The organism is Streptomyces phaeoluteigriseus, from assembly GCF_001896135.2.
Taxonomy (GTDB): domain Bacteria; phylum Actinomycetota; class Actinomycetes; order Streptomycetales; family Streptomycetaceae; genus Streptomyces; species Streptomyces phaeoluteigriseus.
Map to the genome: position 1 here is coordinate 928523 of NZ_MPOH02000015.1, position 21594 is coordinate 950116.

A 21594-nucleotide genomic window follows, 5' to 3' on the forward strand; every position below is an offset into this window, starting at 1 on the left:
CTCACTCGCCGCCACATCCCGCGCCGCCCGCCGCCCCTTCAGCGCCGCTCGTCCGTGCCCGCCACCCTGGCCGTGGCGAGGGCGACCCGGTTCCAGGTGTTGATCGTGCAGATGAGGGCCAGGACCTGGGCGAGTTCCCGCTCGTCGAAACGGGCCGCGGCCTCGGCGTAGACGTCGTCCGGGACACCGCCGTCGGCCACCAGCGTGACCGCTTCCGTCAGCGCCAGGGCGGCCTGCTCCTTCTCGGTGAAGAAGTGCCGGGCCTCCCGCCAGACGGCGACCATGTGCAGGCGGTCCTCGCTCTCACCGGCCTTGCGCGCGTCGTTGGTGTGCATGTGGAGGCAGTACGCGCAGTGGTTCAGGTGGGAGGCGCGGATCTGGATCAGTTCGACGAGGGCGGGGTCGAGTCCCTCGCGGGCGGCGGCGTCGAAGCCGACGAGCGCGCGGTACACCTTGGGGGCGGACTTGGCGAAGTCCGGACGGCTCCTGGCGGCCTCGGCGGCGGCGATCGCGGCGGTGGGCGCCGGGGCGCTCTCGGTCGTCCGGGTGTCGATCATGTTCGTCGTCGTCATGCAGACCAATCTACGAGCCGGAAAGACCCTCTGTAGGGTGCATTTCCATGGAGGAATCATGGGTCAATTCCGCTGAGCGGATCGGTGCCGACCTGCATCTGGAGCTGTCCGCGCCGGGCGGGCGGCGGGCCGCGCTGATCCGGGCGCTGCGCGAGGCCGTGCGCGGCGGGCGGCTCGCTCCGGGCACCCGGCTGCCGCCGTACCGTTCGCTCGCCGCGGATCTCGGGGTCGCGCGCAACACCGTGGCCGACGCCTACGCGGAGTTGGTGGCGGAGGGCTGGCTGACGGCTCGTCAGGGGTCCGGGACGCGGGTCGCCGACCGCATGGAACCCCTGCGACACGCCGCGCGAAGGCCCGTTGAGGCACCTCCACGCGCGCGTGGTCCCCGGCACGACCTCCGGCAGGGCAGCCCGGACACGTCGTCGTTCCCACGTGCGGCTTGGCTGGCGTCCTACCGGCGGGCGCTCCAGCAGGCGCCGAGCGAGGTGTTCGGGCCCGGCGACCCCGCCGGGCGCCGCGAGTTGCGCGAGGCTCTCACCGAGTACCTTGCCCGCGCGCGTGGCGTGCGCACCGAGCCCGACCGCATCGTGATCTGCTCCGGCTTCGCGCACGCGCTGGGACTGCTGTTCGGCGGGGGCGCGAGCGGGGTGCTGCGCGGCCCGCTGGCGGTGGAGGCGTACGGGCTGGGATTCCACCGGGAACTGCTGGCCGCGGCGGGCGTACGGACGGTCCCGCTGCCGCTCGACGAGGACGGGGCGCGCGTGGGTCTGCTGGGGCGCGAGCGGGGGGTGCTGCTCACGCCCGCGCATCAGTTCCCGACCGGCGGGCCGCTGCACGCGAGCCGCCGTGCCGCCGTGATCGCCTGGGCACGCGCGCGTGGCACGGTGGTGCTGGAGGACGACTACGACGGCGAGTTCCGCTACGACCGCAGGCCGGTGGGCGCGCTCCAGGGCCTGGACCCCGAGCGCGTGATCCACGTCGGCTCGGTCAGCAAGAGCCTGTCGCCGGCGCTGCGGCTGGGCTGGATGGTGCTGCCGCAGCGGTACGTCGGCGATGTCCTCGCGGCCAAGGGCGACCGGGAAACCTGGGCGAGCGTCCCGGACCAGCTGGGCCTGGCCGACTTCATCGTCTCCGGGGCCTACGACCGTCATGCGCGGCGCATGCGGCAGCGCTACCGGGGCCGCCGGGACCGTCTGGTCGCGGCGCTCGCCGAGCACGCGCCACGGGTCACGGTCACGGGGGTCGCGGCCGGACTGCACGCGGTGCTGCGGCTGCCGCCGGGTACCGAGTCGGCCACGGTCGAGGCGGCCGTCCGGCAGGGCGTCGCGCTGGACGGCCTGGCGGGCTTCCGGCACCCGGAGGCGGACATGGAGGCGCGGGACGGTCTCGTCGTGGGGTACGCGACGCCGTCCGAGCACGCGTACGGGGCCGCGTTGGACGCGCTGTGCGGCGTGCTGCCGTAGCCCCTGGTGCACGTCCCGCGCCGCGTGTGGTCCTGGACCTGACCGGCAGCGGCAGGAGGCGTCACGCGCGCGTGACGCCTCCGGCACACCACACGCCTACGGCTTGCGTGCCACCGCCCCGTAGCCGGGGATGACGCCGTCCTCCTGGCCCGGCACCGGCTCACCGAGTTCGGGGTGCCACTCGGGCACCACCGCGACCCCGGGTTCGACCAGTTCCAGCCCGTCGAAGAAGCGGCCGAACTCCTCGCGGGAGCGCAGCGCCAGCGTGACGCCCGCCGCCTTGAGCTTCTCGGTGGCCGCCGCGGACTCCTCCGGGGTGAAGTCGGCGGTGGCGTGGGTCATCATCAGGTAGCTGCCCGACGGGACTTCGGCCAGCAGCCGGTCGACGAGTTCGTGCGCCCCGTCCTCGTCGGAGACGAAGTGCAGCAGCGCGATCAACGACAGCGCCACGGGCCGCTCGAAGTCCAGGATCTTCCGGGCGCCTTCGACGATGGTCGCCGGGTCGCGGACGTCCGCCTGGAGGTACTCGGTGACACCCTCGGGCGTGCTGCGCAGCAGGGCGGCCGCGTGGGCCAGCACGATCGGGTCGTTGTCGCAGTACACGACGCGGGCGTCGGGCGCGGCCTGCTGGGCGACCTGGTGGAGGTTCGGCTCGGTGGGGATGCCCGTGCCGATGTCGAGGAACTGCCGGACGCCGTGGCCCGCGAGCCAGCGCGTGGCGCGGTGCATGAACGCCCGGTTGACCCTGGCCATCACCGGGACGCGGGGGTCGAGCGCCAGCATCTGCCGGCCCATCGCCTCGTCCACGGGGTAATTGTCCTTGCCACCGAGGTACCAGTCGTACATCCGTGCGGGATGGGGTTTGCTGGTGTCGATCCCGACGGCGCCGGTGGGGTCCTGCCCGGTCATGAGGAACTCCGTAAGCATGTGACACGAATAATGAGCAAGTCAGCACCAAGATAAGGAAGTTGATTAAAAAGTGCGCAGGGAGAAGGGACAGGCGGGTGGGTTCAGGACAACAGGAAGTCCGCCTCTCCCGCCTTGGCTCCCTCGATGAAGGCCGTCATCTCGTCGGAGGTGTAGATCAGCGCCGGCCCGTCGGGGTCGGTGGACTGACGGACGGCGATCCGGCCGTCGGCGAGCTTCATGGCCTCCAGGCAGTTGCCTCCGTTGCCGCCGCTCCACGGCTTGTGCCAGCCCTCGCTGCCCAGGTCCCTCGCGGGCATGCCGTTGTAGATCCGCTGAGCGCGGCCACGCGGCCTGGTCGGGGACTTGATGCGTTCCATTCACAGCTCCTTGCGGAGATCCCGGAGGATCTCCTTCGTGCGATGTGCCGTAGCGGCCTGCGCCGCCATGCGGTCCATGACCTCGAGGTGGGTCGCCACCTCCGTGCGCGCGTCCAGATAGACGGCGCCGGTCAGGTACTCGCTGTAGACCATGTCCGGAAGTTCGGGCATGGCGAATCGGAACAGCACGAAGGGCCCGTACGTACCGGGGTGCGGCCCCGAGGAGAACGGGGCGACCTGTAGCGTCACGTTGGGCAGCTTCGTGGCGTCGAGCAGTTTGTCGATCTGCGCGCGCATCACCTCCGGGCCGCCCACCGGGCGGCGCAGCACGGTCTCGTCCATGACGACCCACAACCGGGGCGCGTCCTCACGGGTGAGCAGTCCCTGGCGTTGCAGCCGCAGGTCGACGTGGCGCTCGATGTCCTCCGGCCGGGTCTGGCCGATGGCCCCGGACCTCAGTACACCGCGCGCGTAGTCCTCGGTCTGCAGCAGGCCGGGGACGAAGTGCGGTTCGTACTGGCGGATCAGGGCTGCCGCGCCCTCGAGGCTGACGTGCATCGAGAACCAGCCGGGCAGCACGTCGTGGAAACGCTGCCACCAGCCGGGCTTGTTGGCCTCCTCGGCGAGCTGGACGAAGCCCTCGGCCTCCGCGTCGGTGACACCGTAGGCCTTCAGCAGCAGCTGGAGGTAAGGGATCTTGAGCGAGACCTCGGCCATCTCCATACGACGGACCGTGGCGGGTGCGACACGCAGGATGCCGGCGGCTTCCTCACGCTTGAGCCCGGCGCGTTCCCGCAGGTCCAGCAGGCGCCGGCCGAGGACGACCTGCCCCACCGTCGGCGCGGACCGCGGTTCGCTCACGCTCCACCTCCACCAAGAGCCGCCGACGGGTCACTGGGCCCGCCGGCCGGTCACGAAAAGGAATCCCAACAGCCCTACGCGCCATGCGAAGACCTAATTCGAAGAGACGTACGAATAAATACGGATCTTCGGTGATCCCAACTGGCGCCGCTCAACGTGCTGTTGCGAGCAGTGTGCCACGGCCCTTCACCGCGTCACACAGCACTCTGCATTTTTCAGAGTGACACTTGCCAAGTGTTCACGGCGGGGCGATAGTGGCAAGCGTGATTCCGTCCGCGCCCTTAGGAACAGACGCCGCCGCAGGCCACCCCCGAGGTCTCGGTGCCGATGGGGGTATCCCCTCGCGAGCGCATTCGAGCCTGGGGGAGGCAGCGGGCCCCGACCGTGCCGCTGCAGAGCGCCGGTTCCGGTTCGAGCTTGCCGCGCACCCGGGTTCCCCGGCGCGGGCCAGACGCCTGGCCCGGGCCCGGCTGACCGGCTGGTCGGTGTGCGAGGACACCTGCGACACCGCCGCCCTGGTCATATCCGAGCTGGTCACCAACGCCATCGTGCACACCGCGAGCGGCGTGGTCGTCTGCGAGCTGTACGACGGCGGAGACCTCGTGCGCATAGCCGTACGCGACGAGGGCTGCGCTCCCGGTGAGCCGCACCCCTCGCCGCAGCGCCCCGACGAGGAACACGGGCGGGGCCTGTTTCTCGTCGACGCCCTCTGCCACTCCTGGGGCGCCCAGGAGCACGGCCCCGGCCTGCTGGTCTGGGCCGACCTGCCCCGGCAGGCTTCCGCGGAACACCCTGCCGAGCTGCGTGACGACCTCGCCGACACCGACCGGGCCCCGGCGCCGCGTGCCGACCTCGGCTGGGGCGCCCGCCCGAAGCCGGGCCCGGCCGACGGCCCGGACGACGAGGGCGAGGCCCCCGCCGAGCAGGGCGATCACGGCGACGCGGTGCACCGTGGCCCCGGCCCAGGCCCCGTCGAGCAGGTCCCCCGCGCTCACCCCGCGGAAGCCCACCCGTCCGGCCACACGCACCGGCCCCGCCACTCCCCCGCCACCGACGGCCGGGCCGATCCCCGGCCGAGCGGCCCTCTCGGCCGGCTCCCGCGCCTGTCCGACGGCCCTCTGTCCCGCGTGGCGCCGCAGTGGCACCGCGGCCCGGGAACCGGCGGGCCCACCCTCCCGGCCGAGCGCACCGACCACGCCCTCGACACGACGGGCGGGGCGACCGCCTGGCGCCCACATCCCGACGCGGGGGCACCGGCTCTCCCCCCTCGCGACCGGGACACGGCGTGAGGGCCACCCCCGGCCGGATCGGGGTACTCACCCTGGACACGCTGGTCCGTCTGGGGCGCGGCCCGGGCGGCGACACCCCGCGGAGCCCGTCCCGGCTCGCGGTTCCCGAAGGCATGACGGCCCCGCTGGGCTGCGACGCCGTCGCCGTACCGGCCCAGCTGGGGCCACTGGTCATGCCTCGTCTGCCGCGCGTGGGGTGCGTGTACGCCGACGAGGCGCACTGGTGGTGGCTGGTCCCGTCGGACTCCGACTACGCGCTGGAGTGGCCCGCCCCGGCGCAGTACGCCACGGGTGCGATCGTGCCGGACTCCGCGCGGGTCCCCGGCCTCATCCACCGGCCGGACGGCACGCTCCCGTACACCCCGCCGATCCCGCTCTACCTGGCCCTGTGCCGCCTCACGGACACACCGCCCACCTGGTCACGGCCGATCAGCGCGTGACGCCCGCCCGCGCGCCACGCGCCGGTTGCACAGCCCTGATCGATACACCCGACGCAGCCTCGATCGACACGACCCCGATCGACGCCTGCCGTCATGGACGCCCCCGGGCGCACGCCGGCGCGCGGTGACCGAGCACCTCCCGCGCCCATGCCCTTGGCGGGCTGCGGCCCACCGGGACGACGGAGGCCGGCCGACGTGGTCGGGTGAGGGTGCGCCGAGAGAGTGGTCGCGGATCTGCCGCGCGCCCTGGACACACCGCCGGCCGCGACTTCAGCGGCGGGCACCAGCTGTCCCGCGGTCAGTGGCAGCGGCTGGGGATCACGAGAGCAGCGTATGGGCATGGCCGCATCCTGCTCGTTGAGAAGCCGACGGCAGACGGCGGCTCTGCACGCCTCGGCCGAACTGGAGGTGTTCGTGAGGAACCGCATGGGCCGGGTGCCCGCCTCGAAGCGGGCCGACCGCGGCGTCAGCCGGTGACGTCTCCGCCCCGGACGACCACCAGGAACGTGTCGGTCGCGAGGTCCATGACAACCTCAGCGGCCAGTCCCTCCATGCGCCGCGCCTGCGCGAATTCCTCCGCGGGCCACGACCCACGCGGCCCGCCCGCGGGAAAGCGTTCGAGCACTGTTCGCCCGTTCACCATCTCGCACCTCCGATAAGCGTTGTACTTGTAGGAGTTAACGCTGTTCGGGGGCGGAACGCCTCGGCCAGTGACATGACTGAGACATAGTTGACACAGGTTCACTGCGGAGGGTGAGGTTCCAGTCACCTTCTGAACGCATTGACTACATTCCGCGTCAGAACTCGTACTCGTCGTGACAGCGGATACGGGTACCGTCCGCGGGGGCACCGAGGCTCGACGCCCTTCCCTTCGGCCCCTCCCACCCTCCTGGCGCCCGAGGGCCGTCAGGTCCACCCGCCAGGTCCAGCAGCATGGTCGTCGAGCCGAGCCCGTCGAGCCCGCGCCGTAGGTCGAATAGACGCGGAAGACGCGGTCACCGTCCCGCAAAAAGCAGCTGAGGCCGGACCGCTCCACGAAATGACCGGATTGCTCAAGGGTGACCTCGAAGTCCCGGTTGAAACCGTTGTCGTACGAGGAGTACCAGGGCAGCGTCCGGCCCATGCGCGCCTTGAACGGCAGGATCCTCGGGAAAGGTGCCCGCGAGATCACGGCGAACGGCGTGTCGCGCGCCTTCAGATGGGCGAGGTGGCCGATCTGGTCGAGGAAGGCGGAGCAACTGCGGCAGCCGGCCTCTCATTCGGGCGCGAACATGAAGTGGTGGACGACGGGTTCTGGGGACTCCGGGCTCCTCAGGTGTCGTACTTCTGGATGCGTCGGCCGTGGCCGCGGTCCACCAGTGCGGGCAGGCGCTCGGCCAACTCCTCCACGGTGGCGGGGACGTCGAGAGTGAGCAGCTCGCGGTCGCGCATGAGGATCCGTCCGTCGACGATCGTGGTGCGTACGTCGGAGGATCGGGCGCTGTGGACGAGGGTCGCGGCGAGGTCGTGCACGGGCTGGGTGTGCGGGCCCGTGAGGTCGACGAGGACGATGTCGGCATCCGGCCGGGGGCGATACGGCCGATGCGGTCGCCCAGGCCGACAGCCCGGGCGCTCTGCACGGTGGCGTGGTGCAGGGCTTGACGCGAGGTCAGCCAGCGGGGGTCGCCCTCGGTGGACTTCTGGATGAGCGCGGTGAGCGCCATCGACTCCCAGACGTCGAGGGAGTTGTTGGAGGCGGCACCGTCCGTGGCGAGTCCGACGGGGACGCCGATCTCGCGCAGCGCCCGGATCGGCGTCGTGGTGGGCCAGGCGAACTTCAGGTAGCCGCGGGGCGCGCTCGCCACGGCCGTACGGCCGCGCGCGCGTGCGAGGACGGGAAGGTCGCGTTCCAGGATGCCGGTGCCGTGGGCGAGGAGGACATCGGTGTCGAGGACGCCGGTGCGTTCCAGGACCTCGATCGGGGTGACCCCGTGCCGGGCTAGGCCGGCGTCCGCCTGGGCCCGGTTCTCGGAGGCGTGCAGATGGACGGCCAGGCCGTGGTCGCGGGCGAGTTCGGCGGTCGCGGCGAGGTCGGCGTCGGTGACCGTGTAGGGGGCGTGCGGGGCGAGGGCGGTGGTGATACGGCCGTCGGCGCCGCCACGGCACCGCAGCGCGAACTCCAGCGAGGCTTCGCGGCCCGGTGCACCCTGAGAGGAGAAGTAGGCCTGTCCCAGATGGGCGCGCATGCCGCATTCCTCGACGACGGCGGCGACCGTGTCCATGTGGAAGTAGTGGTCGGCGAAGCAGGTGACGCCGCCGCGGATCATCTCGGCGCAGGCGAGGCGGGCGCCCAGTTCGACGTCCCTCTCGGTGAGGTTGGACTCGACCGGCCAGACGACGTCGTTGAACCACTCCTCGGTGGGCAGGTCCTCGGCGAGGCCGCGCAGGGCGACCATCGGCGCGTGCGTGTGGCAGTTGACCAGCCCCGGCATCGCGACCTGGCCGCGCGCGTCGATCCGTTCGGCGGCCGCGATCGCCGCCGCGTCGGCGGCGGTGGTGACGGCGTCGACCACTCCGTCCCGTACGACGACGGCGGCGTCCTCGCGGAAGGCGATCCGCTCCCGGTCGTCGTGCACGAGGACGGTGCAGTGGGTGATGACGAGATCGGCGGAGTCGTCCCGTTCGGGAGATGACTGCGGTGACGTCCGGGAGGGCGTCGGAGGGGGCGTCATCGCGTCAACCTACGACGCCGTGGTCCCGTCGCGTGAGCCTTGGCGCGCACGGTGTCCGGAACCTTGCGTCCGGCCCTGCGACGGGCCTCGCCGGCCGGTCCTACGACCGCCCGCGCGGGCCGTGGTCACACCGCGACGGCGTGGCCCGTGACACCGGTCGGCAGTCCCACCCGCTCCCGGTGTGCCGCCAGTTCCCCGAGGAGTTCGGTGAGCCGGTCGCTGTGGCGGCGGTCGAGCCGGCCGGTGTCGTCGAGGTGGACGGCGGCTGCGGTGGTCGTGTCGACAAGTCTTTCGAGGAGGGCGGCGACCTCGTCGGTGCCCTCGGTGTGCCGGGCGAGCGCGGGCAGTTCGGCGGCCGAGAGGGCGATGGCGGCGCGAGCCTCGGAAAGTGCCCGGTAGGCCTCGCGGCGCAGCGTCCAGCGGGCGGCGCGGTCGTCGGAGCCGTCCAGTACGTGGACGAGGTAGGCGTGCGCGGCGCCCGCGGCGGACGCGAGCCGGGCGCGTACGTGCCCGCCGCGCTCCCCCGGCATCGGCAGATGCCCGACGACCAGCACGAGCGCACAGGCCAGCAGCGTCTCCCCGATCCGCCCGACGGAGGCCTGGGGCTCCCCGCCGACCATGACCAGCGACAGGACGAGGACGGTGACCACGGCCGTCTGGGCGGCGAAGTGCCGGGTGGAGACGGGTATCAGCGCCCCGCAGACGGCGACCAGCGCCACCAGCCCCTGCGGGTCGGGCAGCACGGCGGCGAAACCGGCGAAGAGCAGCGCTCCGAGGACGGTCCCCGCGGCCCGGCACAGCACGCGTGAGACCAGCGGCCCGAGGTCGGGCTTCACCAGGAAGACGGCGGTGGCGGGCAGCCAGTACCAGTGCGTGTGCTGCCCGTACCAGTGGGAGTGGTGCAGGGCCTGGGCGATGGCGGCGCTGGCGCCGAAGCAGAGGGCGACCCGCAGCCCGTACTCCCGCCCCCCGGCCCCGAAGGCGGTCCGCAGCAGGTCACGGGCGCCGCGCCGCCGTGTGTGCAGGTCGGAGCCGCCGCCCCGGTCGAAGGCGTGGGCGGCCTGGAGCAGGGCGTCGTCGAGGGCGCGCAGCGCGGGCGCGGACCGGGCGGGCGCGGGCAGCGGCCCGGTGGCCGCGCTCTCCCGTACGGCGGCGGGCGAGGCGCGGGGTCCTTCGGCGGCCCGGCCGGTGAGGGGTTCGCCGGCCCAGGCGAGGGCGGTCGCGGCCTCGGCGAGGGGCAGGGCGGCCGCGTACTGGGCGTGTAGCCGGCGTTCGGCCGCGGAACTGGCGTAGCGCCGCAGCCGGGGCCCGGCGAGGGCGTCCTGGGCCTGGTCGAGAGCGGCGGTGAGGGCGGCGCGGCGGGCGGTGGCGTGCTCGGTGCCCGCCGCGTCGAGGAGCGCGGCGACGGCCTCGTAGACGGCGGCTACGGCCGCTCGCTCCCCGTCGAAGCGGAAGTCTCCGGCCGGCGCGCCCGGGGTGGGCAGCGCGAGCCGCAGCACGATCAGCCAGCCGGCGCCGGCGAGGAAGGCGAGGGCCCGCGCCCAGCCGCTGTCGGGCAGCGGCATCCCGGCGCCGATGGCCGCCGCGACGAGGAGCTGGGTCCCGCCCCCGGAGGCGACGGGCCCGATGGCGCTCATGCCGCCGGCCAGGAGGCCCAGGGCGGTGAGGACGAGCGTCAGAGCGACCGCGCCGACATGGTCCCCGGCGTACGTCCCGACGAGGACTCCGGCCGCCCCGGCGACCGCGGGCGCCCCGAGCCGCCGTACCGCGGTGCGGCGGCTGCCGGGTCGGTCGTTGATCCCGGCGAGCATGGCGGCGATGGCGGCGACGACCCCGAGGGAGGTGCGACCGGCGATGACGGCGATGAGCAGCAGCGGCCCCGCGGCGAGCGCGCCACGCACGACGGCGCTCCACGGGACGGGCCCCCGCTGGGCGCGCAGGGCGTGCGCGAGCCAGGGCGGCAGGGCGGGGAGTGTGCGAACGGCAACGGTGGAACGCGGGGACACAAAGCTCCGTTCGGACGAGGGCGGGGTGTGCCTTCGGGCGACGGTGGCCGGGGCTGGTGCTCGGGCTGTGTCTCCACGGTACGGGGCCATCTTGGAGAAGGTGGGACGGCCGCGTTTCGGGAAGGTGACACCTGGCCGATCCGGGGTTCTTTATGAACGCAACTGCCGGGGCGGTCTCCGCGGTGGCCGCGCCTCCTCACGCGCGCGTGGCTGCCGAGGGCCGCGCCTCCTCACGCGCGTGGCTGCCGCGGGCCGCGGCTCCTCACGCGCGCGTGGCTTCGGCCGCCGCCACCGTCTCCTCGAAGAGGACGCGGGCCCGGTCGAGCGCCTGCGCGACGCTGCCGTTGGCGATCTGGGCGATCTGGGCGTCGACGTCTCGCAGTCCGGCCCGCTCCAGCAGCCTCTTCTCGTTCGTCACCCACTCCCCGCGCGCTGCGAGGACGGCGTGCCCGGCCTGCGTGGCGGCGACGGCCAGAGCGCCGGCGGCTTCCGTGCGGCGGTCCCCGTCCGCGTGGTGGGCGGCAGCGTAGGCGAGGGTGGCGTTCGCCGTGCCGTACCAGCGCTCGCACGCCGCCCGGCGGAGCTTGTCGGGGTAGGCGGCCGGGCGCGGCAGCTCTCCGTGCAGCACGCGGTTGATCGCCAGCTCGGCGACGACCAGGTAGCTCGGGATGCCCGCGAGGTGGAACAGCAGCGGTTCCACATGGAACCGGCCCTGCTCCGCCTCCGCCAGTTCGTGGGTGACGACGTCCAGGTCCCGGTAGTGGACGTCCACCCGTCGTCCGTCGATGGTCAGCCACGCGCCGCCGTTGAAGACGCCGCCGCCCCACGCGCCGACCTCGGACACCTCGCCCTCCCAGCCGACGGCCCGGAGGCCGGCCGGGTCGAAGGTGCCCCGGTAGTAGACGGCCAGGTCCCAGTCGCTGTCGGGGCGGTGGGTGCCCTGGGCGCGGGAGCCGCCCAGGGCGACGGCGCGAACGCCGGGCAGGGCGGCCAGCCGGTCGGTGGTGGTGCGGAGGAAGGCTGCGTCCATCTCAGAAGTCCCAGATGTTCCGGTGGCGGTGGCGGGTCGGCGGGTGGTCCAGGTCCCCGGCGACGTCGAGGAGGGCGCCGGGCGGGGCCGCTCGCAGACGGTTGCGGGCGGTCGTGCGGAAGACGGCCAGCGCGGCTCGGGCACGCGACTCGTAGGGGCCGTCGACTCCCGCGTTCAGGGAGCGCGGGTATGTGTGGGCGGTGAAGGCGCACCGGACGGGGACGGGGCGCGGGCGGCGTCCCTCGCGCCGGGCGCGGGCCGACTCCTCGGTGCCGACACGGAGTTGGACGAGGCGGTGCCCGGACCGCAGACCCGCCCAGCGGGTCGACCAGGGGGCCGGGTGGTGGTTTCGGTGTCGGGGGCGGACGTGGTGGACGGTGCGGGACATGGCGGACCTCCCGGGGCCCGCCGGGATTTCCGGCGCGGCCCGCTAGAGCTCCGCCGCCGTGAAACGGCTCGGATGATGTTTGGTGCGCATGGGAGGAAGGGTGCCTCCGCGGCCCGCGCTCGTCCAGCGGTTAATCGCGGCGGGGACCGGGCGGGGCGAGGCGAGGGCGATTGTCAGTGGGGCGCGCTTCAATGGGAGGCGTCGTCACGGAGAGTCACGACGGAAGGGACACGGGGATGGGGACTGTGAGGTTCGCGGAGGACGAGCGGCGGTACGTGTCGTTGGCCGGACTGAGGATGCGGGGCTGGACGGGAGCGCTGGTGCACCGGCTCCTGGGCCCGCCGGACCGGATCAGCGTGGATCCCCGGGCGCGGGCCGCGCCCCAGGTGCGTCTGTATCGCGTGGAGCGGGTGGAGGCGGCGGAGCGCGGCGAGGAGTTCCGGCACGGGCACACACGACGGATACGCGGCGCGGCACCGGCCGGAGGTCGGGAAGCGCTGGACGACCCGGATATCCCGGGGGTCCCGGTGGTCCCGGGGGTCCCGGGGGTCCCAGGTGGCCCAGGTGGCCCAGGTGGCCCAGGTGGCCCAGGTGGCCCAGGTGGCCCAGGTGGCCCAGGTTGCCAAGTCATCCCGGACCTCCCGGATGTCCTGGGTGTCCCGGATGTCCCGGGGGCAGAGGGGCCGTGAGTCGGTCAGTCCCGGCCCGCGCTCCAGGTTCGCCGCTTCGGAACCGGCTTCGCCAGGCTGCCCCGCCCGGCCGTCCGCAGGCCCATCGCCACGAGTGCCTCCACCAGCTTCACTGCCGCGGCCACCCGTCGACGACCGGGAGGCCCAGTTCCTCCCCCAGCGTGCGCTGAGTCCCGTCATCCCGGCGCAGCCGAGGACGAGGACTTCGGCGTTGGGCAGCCGAGGACGAGGACTTCGGCGCCAGGCAGCCGAGGGCGAGGACTTCGGCGTTGGGCAGCCGAGGACGAGGACTTCGGCGCCGGCGTCCCGGGCCCGGTCGGCTGCGGCGAGGAAGGCAGCGACCCTGCGACGGGAGCAGCTCGCCAGCCGCGCCCGGCGCCGGGTCAAGGGATCATCTCCGGCGTACTGCGCCCCGGCGACCGGCTCGTCGAACGCGAGCCGGCCGAGCGGTTCGGCGTCTCCCGCGTCCCGGTCCGTGAGGCCATCCGCGCACGGGGCGGGCCGGTCAGCCCAGTCCCGCTGCCCTCGCCGCCGTGCGCAGCACCTCCCGCAGCATCTCCGGGGTGAGGCGCCCGGTGAAGGTGTTGCGCTGGCTGACGTGGAAGCAGCCGAAGAGGTCCAGGCCGTCGAGCGGCACCCGCACCCCGTGCGCGAAGGCCGGCCGGGGCCGGGGCACGGTCCAGCCCGCTTCGGTGAACGCGGGCAGCGCGGCCTGCCAGCCGAACGCCCCCAGCACGACGGCCGCCCGCAGCGTGGGACGCAGCAGCCGCAGCTCCTGGACCAGCCAGGGCCGACAGGTGTCCCGCTCCCGCGGGGTCGGCTTGTTCGCCGGAGGCGCGCAGTGCACGGGTGAGGTGATCCGCACACCGTGCAGGGCGAGACCGTCGTCGGCGGACACGGAGGTCGGCTGCGAGGCGAGCCCGACGTCGTACAGCGCCTGGTACAGCACGTCGCCGGAACGGTCGCCCGTGAACATGCGCCCCGTGCGATTCCCGCCGTGCGCGGCCGGGGCCAGCCCCACGATCAGCAAGCGCGCATCGGGCGGACCGAACCCCGGCACCGGCCGCCCCCAGTACGTCCAGTCGGCGAAGGCCGCCCGCTTCGTACGGGCCACCTCCTCCCGCCACTCGACCAGCCGGGGACAGGCCCGGCACCCCGCGACCCGCCGGTCCAGGGCGGGAAGCGGGGTCGGGTCCAGAGGTTCGTCGGCGTCCATGGGTCCACGGTAGGGCGGGGCACCGAGGTCACGGGATCAGACCGTCACGGCGTGCGCCGCACCAGCCGCGCCAGGTCCTTCACGGAGTCGCGTCGGGCCCAGGCGATGAGGCCCAGCGGGACCAGCAGGATGAGCGGCGTCGCCGCGTTCTGCCCGTCGAAGGCGACGATCGTCACGACGAACGCCCCCACCATGAGCGCCCCCAGCGACACCGCGGCCACCGACCGGAGCACCGGGACCAGCAGGGCGACCGCGCCCGCCAGTTCCAGGACGCCGATCGCGTACATGCCGGTGTCGCCCCAGCCCAGCTTGTCGAAGCCCTCGGCCGCCGACGGGTGGGCGATCAGCTTCGGCAGTGCGCTGGCGATCCCGTAGAAGAGGGCGAGCAGCACCTCCAGCCCGCGCAGTGCGATGCGGGCCCGCCGGCGCCCGGCGGTCGGCGTCTCGGAACCGGCCGAGGCGGCGGAGGGGGCGGAAGAGGCGGAGGGGAGGGGTGCCGTGATCTCGGCCATGGGGGTCTCCTGGGTAAGCGGTCCGTTGTGCTGTCGGAGAGTCAGACCGCTCCCCCGCCGTGAACTCATCGCTTGCCGCCGCTTTTCATCGCTTCACCGCCCGCACCCAGATCCGGTCCTCCGTCAGATACCGGTCCACCGTCAGCCCCGCCTCCGCCAGCGCCTCCTCGAACTGTTCCCGGGTCAGCGGCCGGGAACGGAAGGTCTGGGTCCATATCGCGTCCGGGAACACGTACTCCGCGCGCACCGAGTCGACGCCGTCGCCGACGGGTTCGGCCGACAGGATCCGGGTGGTGAAGCCGCTCGGGTCGCCCCGCTCCCGGGGCAGATCGGTGTGGTAGTCCTCGCCCTCCCGCTGGATCAGCACATACCCGCCTTCCGCCACATGCCGGACGCAGGTGCCCAGCAGGCCGCGCCGGACCTCCTCGTCCCCGGCGTGGACGAGGAACGACGCCAGCATCACCACGTCGAAGGTCTCGTCCAGGTCCAGGTCCTCGATGGGGCTGCACACCGTGCGCGCTCCTCGCACCCGGTCGAGCATCTCCGCGGACTCGTCCACCGCCGTCACCGTGAAGCCGCGCTCGAGGAGGGGGTGGGTCATGCGGCCGACGCCGCTGCCCAGCTCGAGGATGCGCGCGCCCGCGGGCACGGCGGCGGTGATGATGTCGGGTTCGTCGCCCACCGGAAGGCGGCTGTACAGCTCGACCGCACAGCCGTCCGGGGTGATGGCGCCGGGCCCCGTGCCCTGGTATCCCTCTCGCATTTCAAGCCTCATACCCGCCCAACGGGCCGTGCCGTTACGGCCGTTCCCTCGCCCCGACGGTTCATTCGTTCGAGTGAAGACACTCTTTTCGATGAAGGCGCGCCGGACGCGGAGTAGGCGGAGTACGCGTGCAACGCGAGGAGCCCCCCAGCTCCGGCCGCACCTCGGCCTCGGCCCCACGGGCCCCCGGCCTCCGGCCCTCCTGGAGAACGCCCGAACCGAGGAGTACGTTGCAAGAAGGAGTGGTGATCCGATGCGTACGGGCAGTGAGCCGGTGACAGCGCGCAGTGCACTGAGGATGCGACTGTGGCTGAGTGTGTGGGGGCTGCTCTGGGCGATCTTCGGGGCGGTCGCGTTCGCGCTCGCGGGGCGTCCGGGATGGGTGATCGCCTGCGCGCTGCTGTGGCTGCTGATCACCGTCGACCTGTCGATGATCCTCAAGCACCTGCGGCAGGGACCGCACTATCAGCCGGGCCGTGACATCCCGCCCTACCGGCCGCCGGAGCGGCGCGGCCACTGAGCGCGAGGCCTCAGGACTCGAAGCCTCGCGAGGCCTCAGGACTCGAAGCCTCGCGAGGCCTCAGGACTCGAAGCGTGCCGCCTTCAAATACTGCGGGTTCGGATCCAGTGCGGCGGCCAGCCGGAAGTGCCGCTTGGCCTGGTCGGCGCGGCCCTGCCGCTCGTAGGTGCGGGCGAGCGCGAAATGGGCGAACGCGTTGTCCGGCTCGCGCTCCAGGACGATCGTGAACTCCAGCTCGGCGGGCCGTAGTTGCGCGGCGGCGAAGAAGGCACGCGCGCGCAGCAGCCGGGCGGCGGTGTTCTCGGGATACGCGGCGATGACACCGTCGAGCAGCTTCACCGCGCCCCGCGGATCCCGTGCGGCGAGCAGCTGCTCGGCCGCACGGAAGTCGATGACATGCGTCTCCGGACTGCGTCCGGTCGAACCGCTGGTATCGGGCACGGAAAATTCCTTCCCTCACTCAGAGCGTTCAACGCGCGCGACGAGGGCCCCTATTCCTCGGACCGCGCCCCCGACCCCTCGGCTGTCCGCGCCCGGCGGACCAGCTCGGCCCATACGTCCTTCACCCGTCGCTCCAGGTCAGGCAGCGGTACGTCGTTGTCGACGACGATGTCGGCGATCTGCCGACGCTGCTCGCGGGTCGCCTGGGCGGCCATGCGCGCGCGGGCGTCCTCCTCGGTCATGCCCCGCAGCCGGACGAGCCGGTCGAGTTGGGTGGCGGGGTCGGCGTCGACCACGACCACGAGGTCGTAGAGGGGGGCGAGCCCGTTCTCGGTGAGGAGGGGGACGTCGTGGACGACGACGGCGTCGTCCAGGGCGGCGGTCTCCAGTTCGCGGGAGCGGGCGCCGACGAGGGGATGCACGATCGCGTTGAGCGCGGCCAGCCTGTCGGGGTCGGCGAAGACGATCGAGCCGAGCTTCGGGCGGTCGAGGCTGCCGTCCTCGGCGAGGACGCCCTCCCCGAACGCCTCGACGACCGCCGCGAGACCGGGCGTCCCCGGTGCGACGACCTCGCGCGCGATGCGGTCCGCGTCGATCAGTACGGCGCCGCACACGACGAGCAGCCGGGACACCTCGCTCTTGCCGGCGCCGATCCCACCGGTCAGGCCCACCTTCAACATGACGGCAAGCTTAGGGTCTGCCGCCGGCACAGCCCACGGCAGACCCCAGACGACAGACGACAGATCCCAGGCCCGAGACCGCGGGCTAGGGACCCTGGATCCCCGAGGCGCTCAGCCCTCGCCTTCCCGTTCGGCGAGGAACTTCTCGAACTCCCGCCCGATCTCGTCGGCGGACGGGATGTCGACGGGCTCCGCGAGCATGTTGCCGCGCGTCTCGGCGCCCGCGGCGGCGTCGTACTGGTGCTCCAGGCCCTGGACGAGGGCGGTCAGCTCCTCGTCGCCCTCCTGGACCTGGCGGTCGATCTCGGTCTGCGTGCGGTGCGCGTCCGTGCGCAGGGCGTGCGCGATGCTCGGCAGGACCAGTCCGGTGGCGGCCGTGATGGCCTCCAGAACGGTCAGCGCGGCGTCCGGGTACGCGGAACGCGCGATGTAGTGCGGCACGTGCGCGGCGACGCCCAGGATGTCGTGTCCGGCCTCCATGAGGCGGTACTCGACGAGGGCCTCGGCGCTGCCGGGGACCTGAGCCTCCTCGAAGGGGCTGCGCTGGCCCGGGACGAGGTCGGTGCGGTTGCCGTGCGGGGTGAGGCCCACCGGGCGGGTGTGCGGGACGCCCATCGGGATGCCGTGGAAGTTCACCGACAGGCGGACGCCGAGGCGCTCCACGATCTGCTTAACCGCCACGGCGAAACGCTCCCACTCGACGTCCGGCTCGGGGCCGGACAGCAGCAGGAAGGGTGCTCCGGTGGCGTCCTGGACGAGCCTGACCTCGATGGTCGCTCCTCGTACTCGGTCCACCGGTCGCGCTGGAACGTCAGCAGCGGGCGGCGGGCGCGGTAGTCCACCAGTCGGTCGTGGTCGAAGCGGGCGACGACCTGGTGGGGCAGCGAGTCGAGCAGCCGGTCGACGATCTGGTCACCGGTCTCACCCGCGTCGATGTATCCGTCGAAGTGGTAGAGCATGACAAGTCCGGCCGACTCCTGGGCGAGCGCCATGTCGACGACAGCCAGCCCCTTCGGCTCCCATGCGTACAAACCCTGCGGATCAAGCACTTGGACCGCTCCTCCTCGTGTTCGTACTGCACAACGCCCCGCAGGGCGTGGGCATTCCCGGCCCACGCCCCTGATCAGGTGACTTCGTGCGGCCCCCTCATGACGGCCGCGTCAGGAAGCCGGCACGCGCGCGTGGAGGCCGGTCACGGCCCGGCGTGCGGAGGTGAACGCGCCGTGCTGCCGGGCGTCGGTGCGGCTGAGCCGGTCACCGGCGAAGTGGACGCGTCCGGTGGGCTCGTCGAGCGGCTCGGAGCGAGGGGCGTCGGTCCCGCCGGGCGGGTCGTGCCAGGCGCCTTCGAGGGACGGTGTCTGGCGCCAGTGGTGCGAGAAGGTGGAAGGCGAGTTCGGTGCGGTACTTCGTTCGTAGGCGGCGGTGAGGCCGGTGATGCCGCCTCCGACGACGACGTGGGAGGCCCTGCGGCCGGTGAGATGGAAGCCGCCGGTGCCGGGGGCGCGGAAGGGTGTCCCGTGCGGGGCCGCCTGTGCGGTGGGGGCCAGGCCGAGGGCGCCCATAGTGGCGAACACGGTCCCGACGCCGCCGGTGAGGCCGACGTTCCGCAGATACGTCCGCCGGCTCGTTCCCGACCCGTGCTGAGGCTGCGCCATGGCTGGGCTCCCCTTCGATCCTGAACGAAGACCGGGGAAGCGTCCCAGCGCCGGGTTACGGCCCGTCAGCTACTCATGTATCTCGCACGTTTCTTCCCGCGCGGCTCTGCGGGGAAGGCTCGCCCCAGCGCCCGGGACAGCACTGAGGGCCCGCACCTCGAAAGGTGCGGGCCCTCAGTCATGAGCTAGTGCTCAGTGGGCGTTCAGCTCTGCCCACCGGCCAGCTTCTCGCGGAGCGCGGCAAGCGCCTCGTCCGAAGCGAGGGCACCAGAGGTGTCCGCACCCTCGGAGGAGTACGAGCCACCGCCGCCGCCACCACCGCTACCACCGGACGCGGCCGGAGCGGCAGCCTCGCCGCCCTCGGCTGCAGCGGCAGCGTCGGCCTCGCGGGACTTGATGACCTGCTGCTGGTGCTGCTCGAAGCGCTGCTGCGCCTCGGCGTACTGGGTCTCCCACACCTCACGCTGGGACTCGAAGCCCTCGAGCCAGTCGTTGGTCTCGGGGTCGAAGCCCTCGGGGTAGATGTAGTTGCCCTGGTCGTCGTACGACGCGGCCATGCCGTACAGCGTCGGGTCGAACTCGACCGAGGCCGGGTCGCCACCGAAGGCCTCGTTGGCCTGCTTCAGCGAGAGGCTGATGCGACGGCGCTCGAGGTCGATGTCGATGACCTTGACGAAGATCTCGTCGTTGACCTGGACGACCTGCTCCGGGATCTCCACGTGGCGCTCGGCCAGCTCGGAGATGTGGACCAGACCCTCGATGCCCTCGTCCACGCGGACGAACGCACCGAACGGCACCAGCTTCGTGACCTTGCCGGGCACGACCTGGCCGATCTGGTGGGTGCGGGCGAACTGCTGCCACGGGTCTTCCTGGGTCGCCTTCAGCGACAGGGAGACACGCTCGCGGTCCATGTCCACGTCGAGAACCTCGACGGTGACTTCCTGGCCGACCTCGACAACCTCGGAGGGGTGGTCGATGTGCTTCCAGGAGAGCTCGGAGACGTGCACCAGGCCGTCGACGCCACCCAGGTCCACGAAGGCACCGAAGTTGACGATCGAGGACACGACGCCGGAGCGGACCTGACCCTTCTGGAGGGTGGTGAGGAACGTCTGGCGAACCTCGGACTGGGTCTGCTCCAGCCAGGCACGGCGGGACAGGACCACGTTGTTGCGGTTCTTGTCCAGCTCGATGATCTTGGCCTCGAGCTCCTTGCCCACGTAGGGCTGGAGGTCGCGGACACGGCGCATCTCGACGAGGGAAGCCGGCAGGAAGCCACGGAGGCCGATGTCGAGGATGAGACCACCCTTGACGACCTCGATGACGGTACCGGTGACGATGCCGTCCTCTTCCTTGATCTTCTCGATGGTGCCCCATGCACGCTCGTACTGAGCGCGCTTCTTCGAGAGGATCAGGCGGCCTTCCTTGTCCTCCTTCTGGAGAACGAGGGCCTCGATCTCGTCGCCGACGGCGACCACGTCGTTCGGGTCGACGTCGTGCTTGATCGAGAGCTCGCGGCTCGGGATGACACCTTCGGTCTTGTAACCGATGTCGAGCAGGACCTCGTCCCGGTCGACCTTCACGATGACGCCGTCGACGATGTCGCCGTCGTTGAAGTACTTGATCGTCTCGTCGATCGCGGCGAGGAAAGCTTCCTCGTTACCGATGTCGTTGACCGCAACCTGCGGGGTGGTGGCGGTGGTCTCGGTGCTGCTCGTCATGTGGGAAAGGGCTCCGGTACGGACAGAGAGTCGTAGGTACTGCTTACGCCGGGAGCCCGTTTCGCTCTGCAGAAGGCCGGACAGCCAAGGAAGCGCCTCACCGGAGAACGGCTACGACGCCTCGACAACCGAGGGGACATACATACAGATGCGAGCGCGACCTGCTACGTCTGAGGTGCGCAGGCCCGCAGCGCAACTTGTAGCATACGGGGGCAGCCGAGCAGGGTCAATGCGCGAAGGCGCACACCCGGGGCGGATCGCCCCAATACCGGCACACAACCTCTCTTCCGAGGCCACGCAGGCCGCGGGACGGCCCTCTCGGGAACACCGTGACGGCGCCTCCCGAGGCGGGTTGGACGGAAGAGTACGACGAGGGAGCCGATCATCCAAGAGCCCGTATCGTCCGAGCCGACGTCCGAGCCGGAGGCCACCCGCCGCGCGGCCGGTGTGGCGGAGAGCGCCCGCGCCAACCGCGGCTGGTGGGACCGCAACGCGGACGAGTACCAGATCGAGCACGGCACGTTCCTCGGCGACGACCGCTTCGTGTGGGGTCCCGAGGGCCTGGACGAGGTGGAGGCCGAGCTCCTCGGCCCACCGGAGGACCTGAAGGGGAAGGCGGTCCTGGAGATCGGGGCCGGCGCGGCCCAGTGCGCGCGCTGGCTGGCCGTCCAGGGGGCCCGTCCGGTCGCCCTGGACGTCTCCCACCGCCAGCTCCAGCACGCGCTGCGGATCGGCGCGGCGTTCCCGCTGGTGTGCGCCGACGCGGCCGTCCTGCCGTTCGCGGACGGTTCCTTCGACCTGGCCTGCTCGGCGTACGGGGCGCTGCCCTTCGTCGCCGAGCCGGTGCTGGTCCTGAAGGAGGTGCGCCGGGTGCTGCGGCCGGGCGGGCGTTTCGTCTTCTCGGTGACCCATCCGATCCGCTGGGCCTTCCCGGACGAGCCGGGCCCCGAGGGCCTGTCCGTCGCCTCGTCGTACTTCGACCGCACGCCGTACGTCGAGCAGGACGACGAGGGCCGGGCGGTGTACGTCGAGCACCACCGGACGATCGGCGACCGGGTCCGTGACGTCGTGGCGGGGGGCTTCCGGCTGGTGGACCTCGTCGAGCCGGAGTGGCCGGTCTGGAACACGGCGGAGTGGGGCGGCTGGTCACCGCTGCGCGGCGGTCTGATCCCGGGCACGGCGATCTTCGTCTGCGAGCGGGACTAGTCCGGGCAGCCCCTTCGTCCTTTTCATTGGTCCTAGCACGCACGCACGCGCGTAAAGGCGTGCGTGCGTGCAAGGAGCCGGTACGCGCGTGCGTGGGTACTTCTGTACGCGCGCGTGTCTGGGTGCTTCCCCTGGCGTACGACACTGG

At 72.4% G+C, this 21594-nt stretch carries 18 protein-coding genes and 8 pseudogenes; 7 read left to right on the forward strand and 19 right to left on the reverse strand.

Annotation, left to right across the window (positions count from 1 at the left end; all coding sequences use genetic code 11):
• Nucleotides 1-38 precede the first annotated feature (38 nt).
• Nucleotides 39-572 (reverse strand): carboxymuconolactone decarboxylase family protein, encoded by a 534-nt coding sequence (locus tag BM536_RS22135; RefSeq protein ID WP_425444658.1) that lies wholly within the window; start codon nucleotides 570-572, stop codon nucleotides 39-41.
• A gap of 47 nt (nucleotides 573-619) precedes the next feature.
• Here BM536_RS22135 and pdxR point away from each other — a divergent pair, with 47 nt between their 5' ends.
• Complete coding sequence (gene pdxR / locus BM536_RS22140; RefSeq protein WP_094103372.1) at nucleotides 620-2035, forward strand: MocR-like pyridoxine biosynthesis transcription factor PdxR; 1416 nt, start codon at nucleotides 620-622, stop codon at nucleotides 2033-2035.
• A gap of 96 nt (nucleotides 2036-2131) precedes the next feature.
• On the opposite strand, the gene BM536_RS22145 is transcribed toward pdxR, so the two are convergent.
• The 3 genes from BM536_RS22145 to BM536_RS22155 all read right to left on the reverse strand — a co-directional run bounded on the left by BM536_RS22145 (nucleotide 2132) and on the right by BM536_RS22155 (nucleotide 4182).
• On the reverse strand, nucleotides 2132-2944 hold the full coding sequence (locus tag BM536_RS22145; RefSeq protein WP_073499815.1) for an SAM-dependent methyltransferase: 813 nt from the start codon (nucleotides 2942-2944) through the stop codon (nucleotides 2132-2134).
• Between the two features lie 101 nt (nucleotides 2945-3045).
• Complete coding sequence (locus BM536_RS22150) at nucleotides 3046-3321, reverse strand: DUF397 domain-containing protein (protein ID WP_073499813.1); 276 nt, start codon at nucleotides 3319-3321, stop codon at nucleotides 3046-3048.
• Nucleotides 3322-4182 carry a helix-turn-helix domain-containing protein gene (locus tag BM536_RS22155; RefSeq protein WP_073499811.1) on the reverse strand — a complete coding sequence of 287 codons (861 nt, stop codon included), beginning with the start codon at nucleotides 4180-4182 and terminating at the stop codon, nucleotides 3322-3324. It abuts the gene before it with no gap.
• A gap of 227 nt (nucleotides 4183-4409) precedes the next feature.
• Here BM536_RS22155 and BM536_RS43060 point away from each other — a divergent pair.
• From BM536_RS43060 to BM536_RS22170, 3 genes and pseudogenes are all read left to right on the forward strand, one after another.
• Nucleotides 4410-5138: pseudogene (locus BM536_RS43060) on the forward strand (ATP-binding protein); the annotation flags it as partial.
• Nucleotides 5139-5467: 329 nt separating this feature from the next.
• Nucleotides 5468-5911 (forward strand): hypothetical protein, encoded by a 444-nt coding sequence (locus BM536_RS22165; protein ID WP_073499897.1) that lies wholly within the window; start codon nucleotides 5468-5470, stop codon nucleotides 5909-5911.
• Between the two features lie 213 nt (nucleotides 5912-6124).
• Nucleotides 6125-6337 (forward strand): annotated as a pseudogene (locus BM536_RS22170) (ABC transporter ATP-binding protein); the annotation flags it as partial.
• A 40-nt stretch (nucleotides 6338-6377) separates the two neighbouring features.
• Here the strand turns inward: BM536_RS22170 and BM536_RS41335 are convergent.
• The 7 genes and pseudogenes from BM536_RS41335 to BM536_RS44910 form a co-directional block, all read right to left on the reverse strand.
• On the reverse strand, nucleotides 6378-6554 hold the full coding sequence (locus BM536_RS41335; RefSeq protein ID WP_094103373.1) for a hypothetical protein: 177 nt from the start codon (nucleotides 6552-6554) through the stop codon (nucleotides 6378-6380).
• Between the two features lie 294 nt (nucleotides 6555-6848).
• Nucleotides 6849-7127 (reverse strand): annotated as a pseudogene (locus BM536_RS44905) (DUF899 family protein); the annotation flags it as partial.
• A gap of 95 nt (nucleotides 7128-7222) precedes the next feature.
• Nucleotides 7223-8622 (reverse strand): annotated as a pseudogene (locus BM536_RS22185) (amidohydrolase).
• Nucleotides 8623-8747: 125 nt separating this feature from the next.
• Complete coding sequence (locus BM536_RS22190) at nucleotides 8748-10628, reverse strand: FUSC family protein (protein ID WP_245873691.1); 1881 nt, start codon at nucleotides 10626-10628, stop codon at nucleotides 8748-8750.
• Between the two features lie 262 nt (nucleotides 10629-10890).
• Complete coding sequence (locus tag BM536_RS22195; protein ID WP_094103375.1) at nucleotides 10891-11658, reverse strand: nucleotidyltransferase domain-containing protein; 768 nt, start codon at nucleotides 11656-11658, stop codon at nucleotides 10891-10893.
• Nucleotide 11659: 1 nt separating this feature from the next.
• Complete coding sequence (locus BM536_RS22200; protein ID WP_094103376.1) at nucleotides 11660-12046, reverse strand: hypothetical protein; 387 nt, start codon at nucleotides 12044-12046, stop codon at nucleotides 11660-11662.
• A gap of 694 nt (nucleotides 12047-12740) precedes the next feature.
• Nucleotides 12741-13083: pseudogene (locus BM536_RS44910) on the reverse strand (aspartate/glutamate racemase family protein); the annotation flags it as partial.
• 36 nt (nucleotides 13084-13119) lie between these two features.
• Here BM536_RS44910 and BM536_RS22215 point away from each other — a divergent pair.
• Nucleotides 13120-13227 (forward strand): annotated as a pseudogene (locus BM536_RS22215) (GntR family transcriptional regulator); the annotation flags it as partial.
• Nucleotides 13228-13240: 13 nt separating this feature from the next.
• On the opposite strand, the gene BM536_RS22220 reads toward BM536_RS22215, so the two are convergent.
• The 3 genes from BM536_RS22220 to BM536_RS22230 form a co-directional block, all read right to left on the reverse strand.
• Complete coding sequence (locus tag BM536_RS22220) at nucleotides 13241-13951, reverse strand: uracil-DNA glycosylase (protein WP_073498254.1); 711 nt, start codon at nucleotides 13949-13951, stop codon at nucleotides 13241-13243.
• A 44-nt stretch (nucleotides 13952-13995) separates the two neighbouring features.
• Nucleotides 13996-14463, reverse strand: coding sequence for a DoxX family protein (locus tag BM536_RS22225; RefSeq protein WP_073498256.1), 468 nt, complete (start codon nucleotides 14461-14463; stop codon nucleotides 13996-13998).
• 85 nt (nucleotides 14464-14548) lie between these two features.
• Nucleotides 14549-15226, reverse strand: a complete 678-nt coding sequence (locus BM536_RS22230) for a class I SAM-dependent methyltransferase (RefSeq protein WP_073498258.1) — start codon at nucleotides 15224-15226, stop codon at nucleotides 14549-14551.
• Nucleotides 15227-15479: 253 nt separating this feature from the next.
• On the opposite strand from BM536_RS22230, the gene BM536_RS22235 reads away from it, so the two are divergent.
• Nucleotides 15480-15746, forward strand: a complete 267-nt coding sequence (locus BM536_RS22235) for a DUF6343 family protein (protein WP_073498260.1) — start codon at nucleotides 15480-15482, stop codon at nucleotides 15744-15746.
• 60 nt (nucleotides 15747-15806) lie between these two features.
• On the opposite strand, the gene BM536_RS22240 is transcribed toward BM536_RS22235, so the two are convergent.
• From BM536_RS22240 to rpsA, 5 genes and pseudogenes are all read right to left on the reverse strand, one after another.
• Nucleotides 15807-16187 (reverse strand): tetratricopeptide repeat protein, encoded by a 381-nt coding sequence (locus BM536_RS22240; protein WP_073498261.1) that lies wholly within the window; start codon nucleotides 16185-16187, stop codon nucleotides 15807-15809.
• Between the two features lie 50 nt (nucleotides 16188-16237).
• Nucleotides 16238-16867 carry a dephospho-CoA kinase gene (coaE, locus tag BM536_RS22245; RefSeq protein WP_073498263.1) on the reverse strand — a complete coding sequence of 210 codons (630 nt, stop codon included), beginning with the start codon at nucleotides 16865-16867 and terminating at the stop codon, nucleotides 16238-16240.
• A 111-nt stretch (nucleotides 16868-16978) separates the two neighbouring features.
• Nucleotides 16979-17916, reverse strand: a pseudogene (locus BM536_RS22250) (PAC2 family protein).
• 111 nt (nucleotides 17917-18027) lie between these two features.
• A pseudogene (locus BM536_RS44915) lies at nucleotides 18028-18274 on the reverse strand (amino acid oxidase); the annotation flags it as partial.
• Nucleotides 18275-18725: 451 nt separating this feature from the next.
• Nucleotides 18726-20240 carry a 30S ribosomal protein S1 gene (rpsA, locus tag BM536_RS22260; RefSeq protein WP_073498266.1) on the reverse strand — a complete coding sequence of 505 codons (1515 nt, stop codon included), beginning with the start codon at nucleotides 20238-20240 and terminating at the stop codon, nucleotides 18726-18728.
• 381 nt (nucleotides 20241-20621) lie between these two features.
• On the opposite strand from rpsA, the gene BM536_RS22265 reads away from it, so the two are divergent.
• Nucleotides 20622-21446: a class I SAM-dependent methyltransferase gene (locus BM536_RS22265; RefSeq protein ID WP_073498268.1), complete on the forward strand. Its 825-nt coding sequence runs from the start codon at nucleotides 20622-20624 to the stop codon at nucleotides 21444-21446.
• Nucleotides 21447-21594: the final 148 nt, after the last annotated feature.

Excerpts from the sequence above, each read along its gene's own strand:
- coaE (WP_073498263.1), bottom strand. The coding sequence starts at position 16,867 with ATGTTGAAGGTGGGCCTGACCGGTGGGATCGGCGCCGGCAAGAGCGAG.
- rpsA (WP_073498266.1), bottom strand. The coding sequence starts at position 20,240 with ATGACGAGCAGCACCGAGACCACCGCCACCACCCCGCAGGTTGCGGTC.
- BM536_RS22195 (WP_094103375.1), bottom strand. The coding sequence starts at position 11,658 with ATGGACGCAGCCTTCCTCCGCACCACCACCGACCGGCTGGCCGCCCTG.
- BM536_RS22225 (WP_073498256.1), bottom strand. The coding sequence starts at position 14,463 with ATGGCCGAGATCACGGCACCCCTCCCCTCCGCCTCTTCCGCCCCCTCC.
- BM536_RS22230 (WP_073498258.1), bottom strand. The coding sequence starts at position 15,226 with ATGCGAGAGGGATACCAGGGCACGGGGCCCGGCGCCATCACCCCGGAC.
- BM536_RS22220 (WP_073498254.1), bottom strand. The coding sequence starts at position 13,951 with ATGGACGCCGACGAACCTCTGGACCCGACCCCGCTTCCCGCCCTGGAC.
- BM536_RS22135 (WP_425444658.1), bottom strand. The coding sequence starts at position 572 with ATGACGACGACGAACATGATCGACACCCGGACGACCGAGAGCGCCCCG.
- pdxR (WP_094103372.1), top strand. The coding sequence starts at position 620 with ATGGAGGAATCATGGGTCAATTCCGCTGAGCGGATCGGTGCCGACCTG.
- BM536_RS22200 (WP_094103376.1), bottom strand. The coding sequence starts at position 12,046 with ATGTCCCGCACCGTCCACCACGTCCGCCCCCGACACCGAAACCACCAC.
- BM536_RS22235 (WP_073498260.1), top strand. The coding sequence starts at position 15,480 with ATGCGTACGGGCAGTGAGCCGGTGACAGCGCGCAGTGCACTGAGGATG.
- BM536_RS22145 (WP_073499815.1), bottom strand. The coding sequence starts at position 2,944 with ATGACCGGGCAGGACCCCACCGGCGCCGTCGGGATCGACACCAGCAAA.
- BM536_RS22150 (WP_073499813.1), bottom strand. The coding sequence starts at position 3,321 with ATGGAACGCATCAAGTCCCCGACCAGGCCGCGTGGCCGCGCTCAGCGG.
- BM536_RS41335 (WP_094103373.1), bottom strand. The coding sequence starts at position 6,554 with ATGGTGAACGGGCGAACAGTGCTCGAACGCTTTCCCGCGGGCGGGCCG.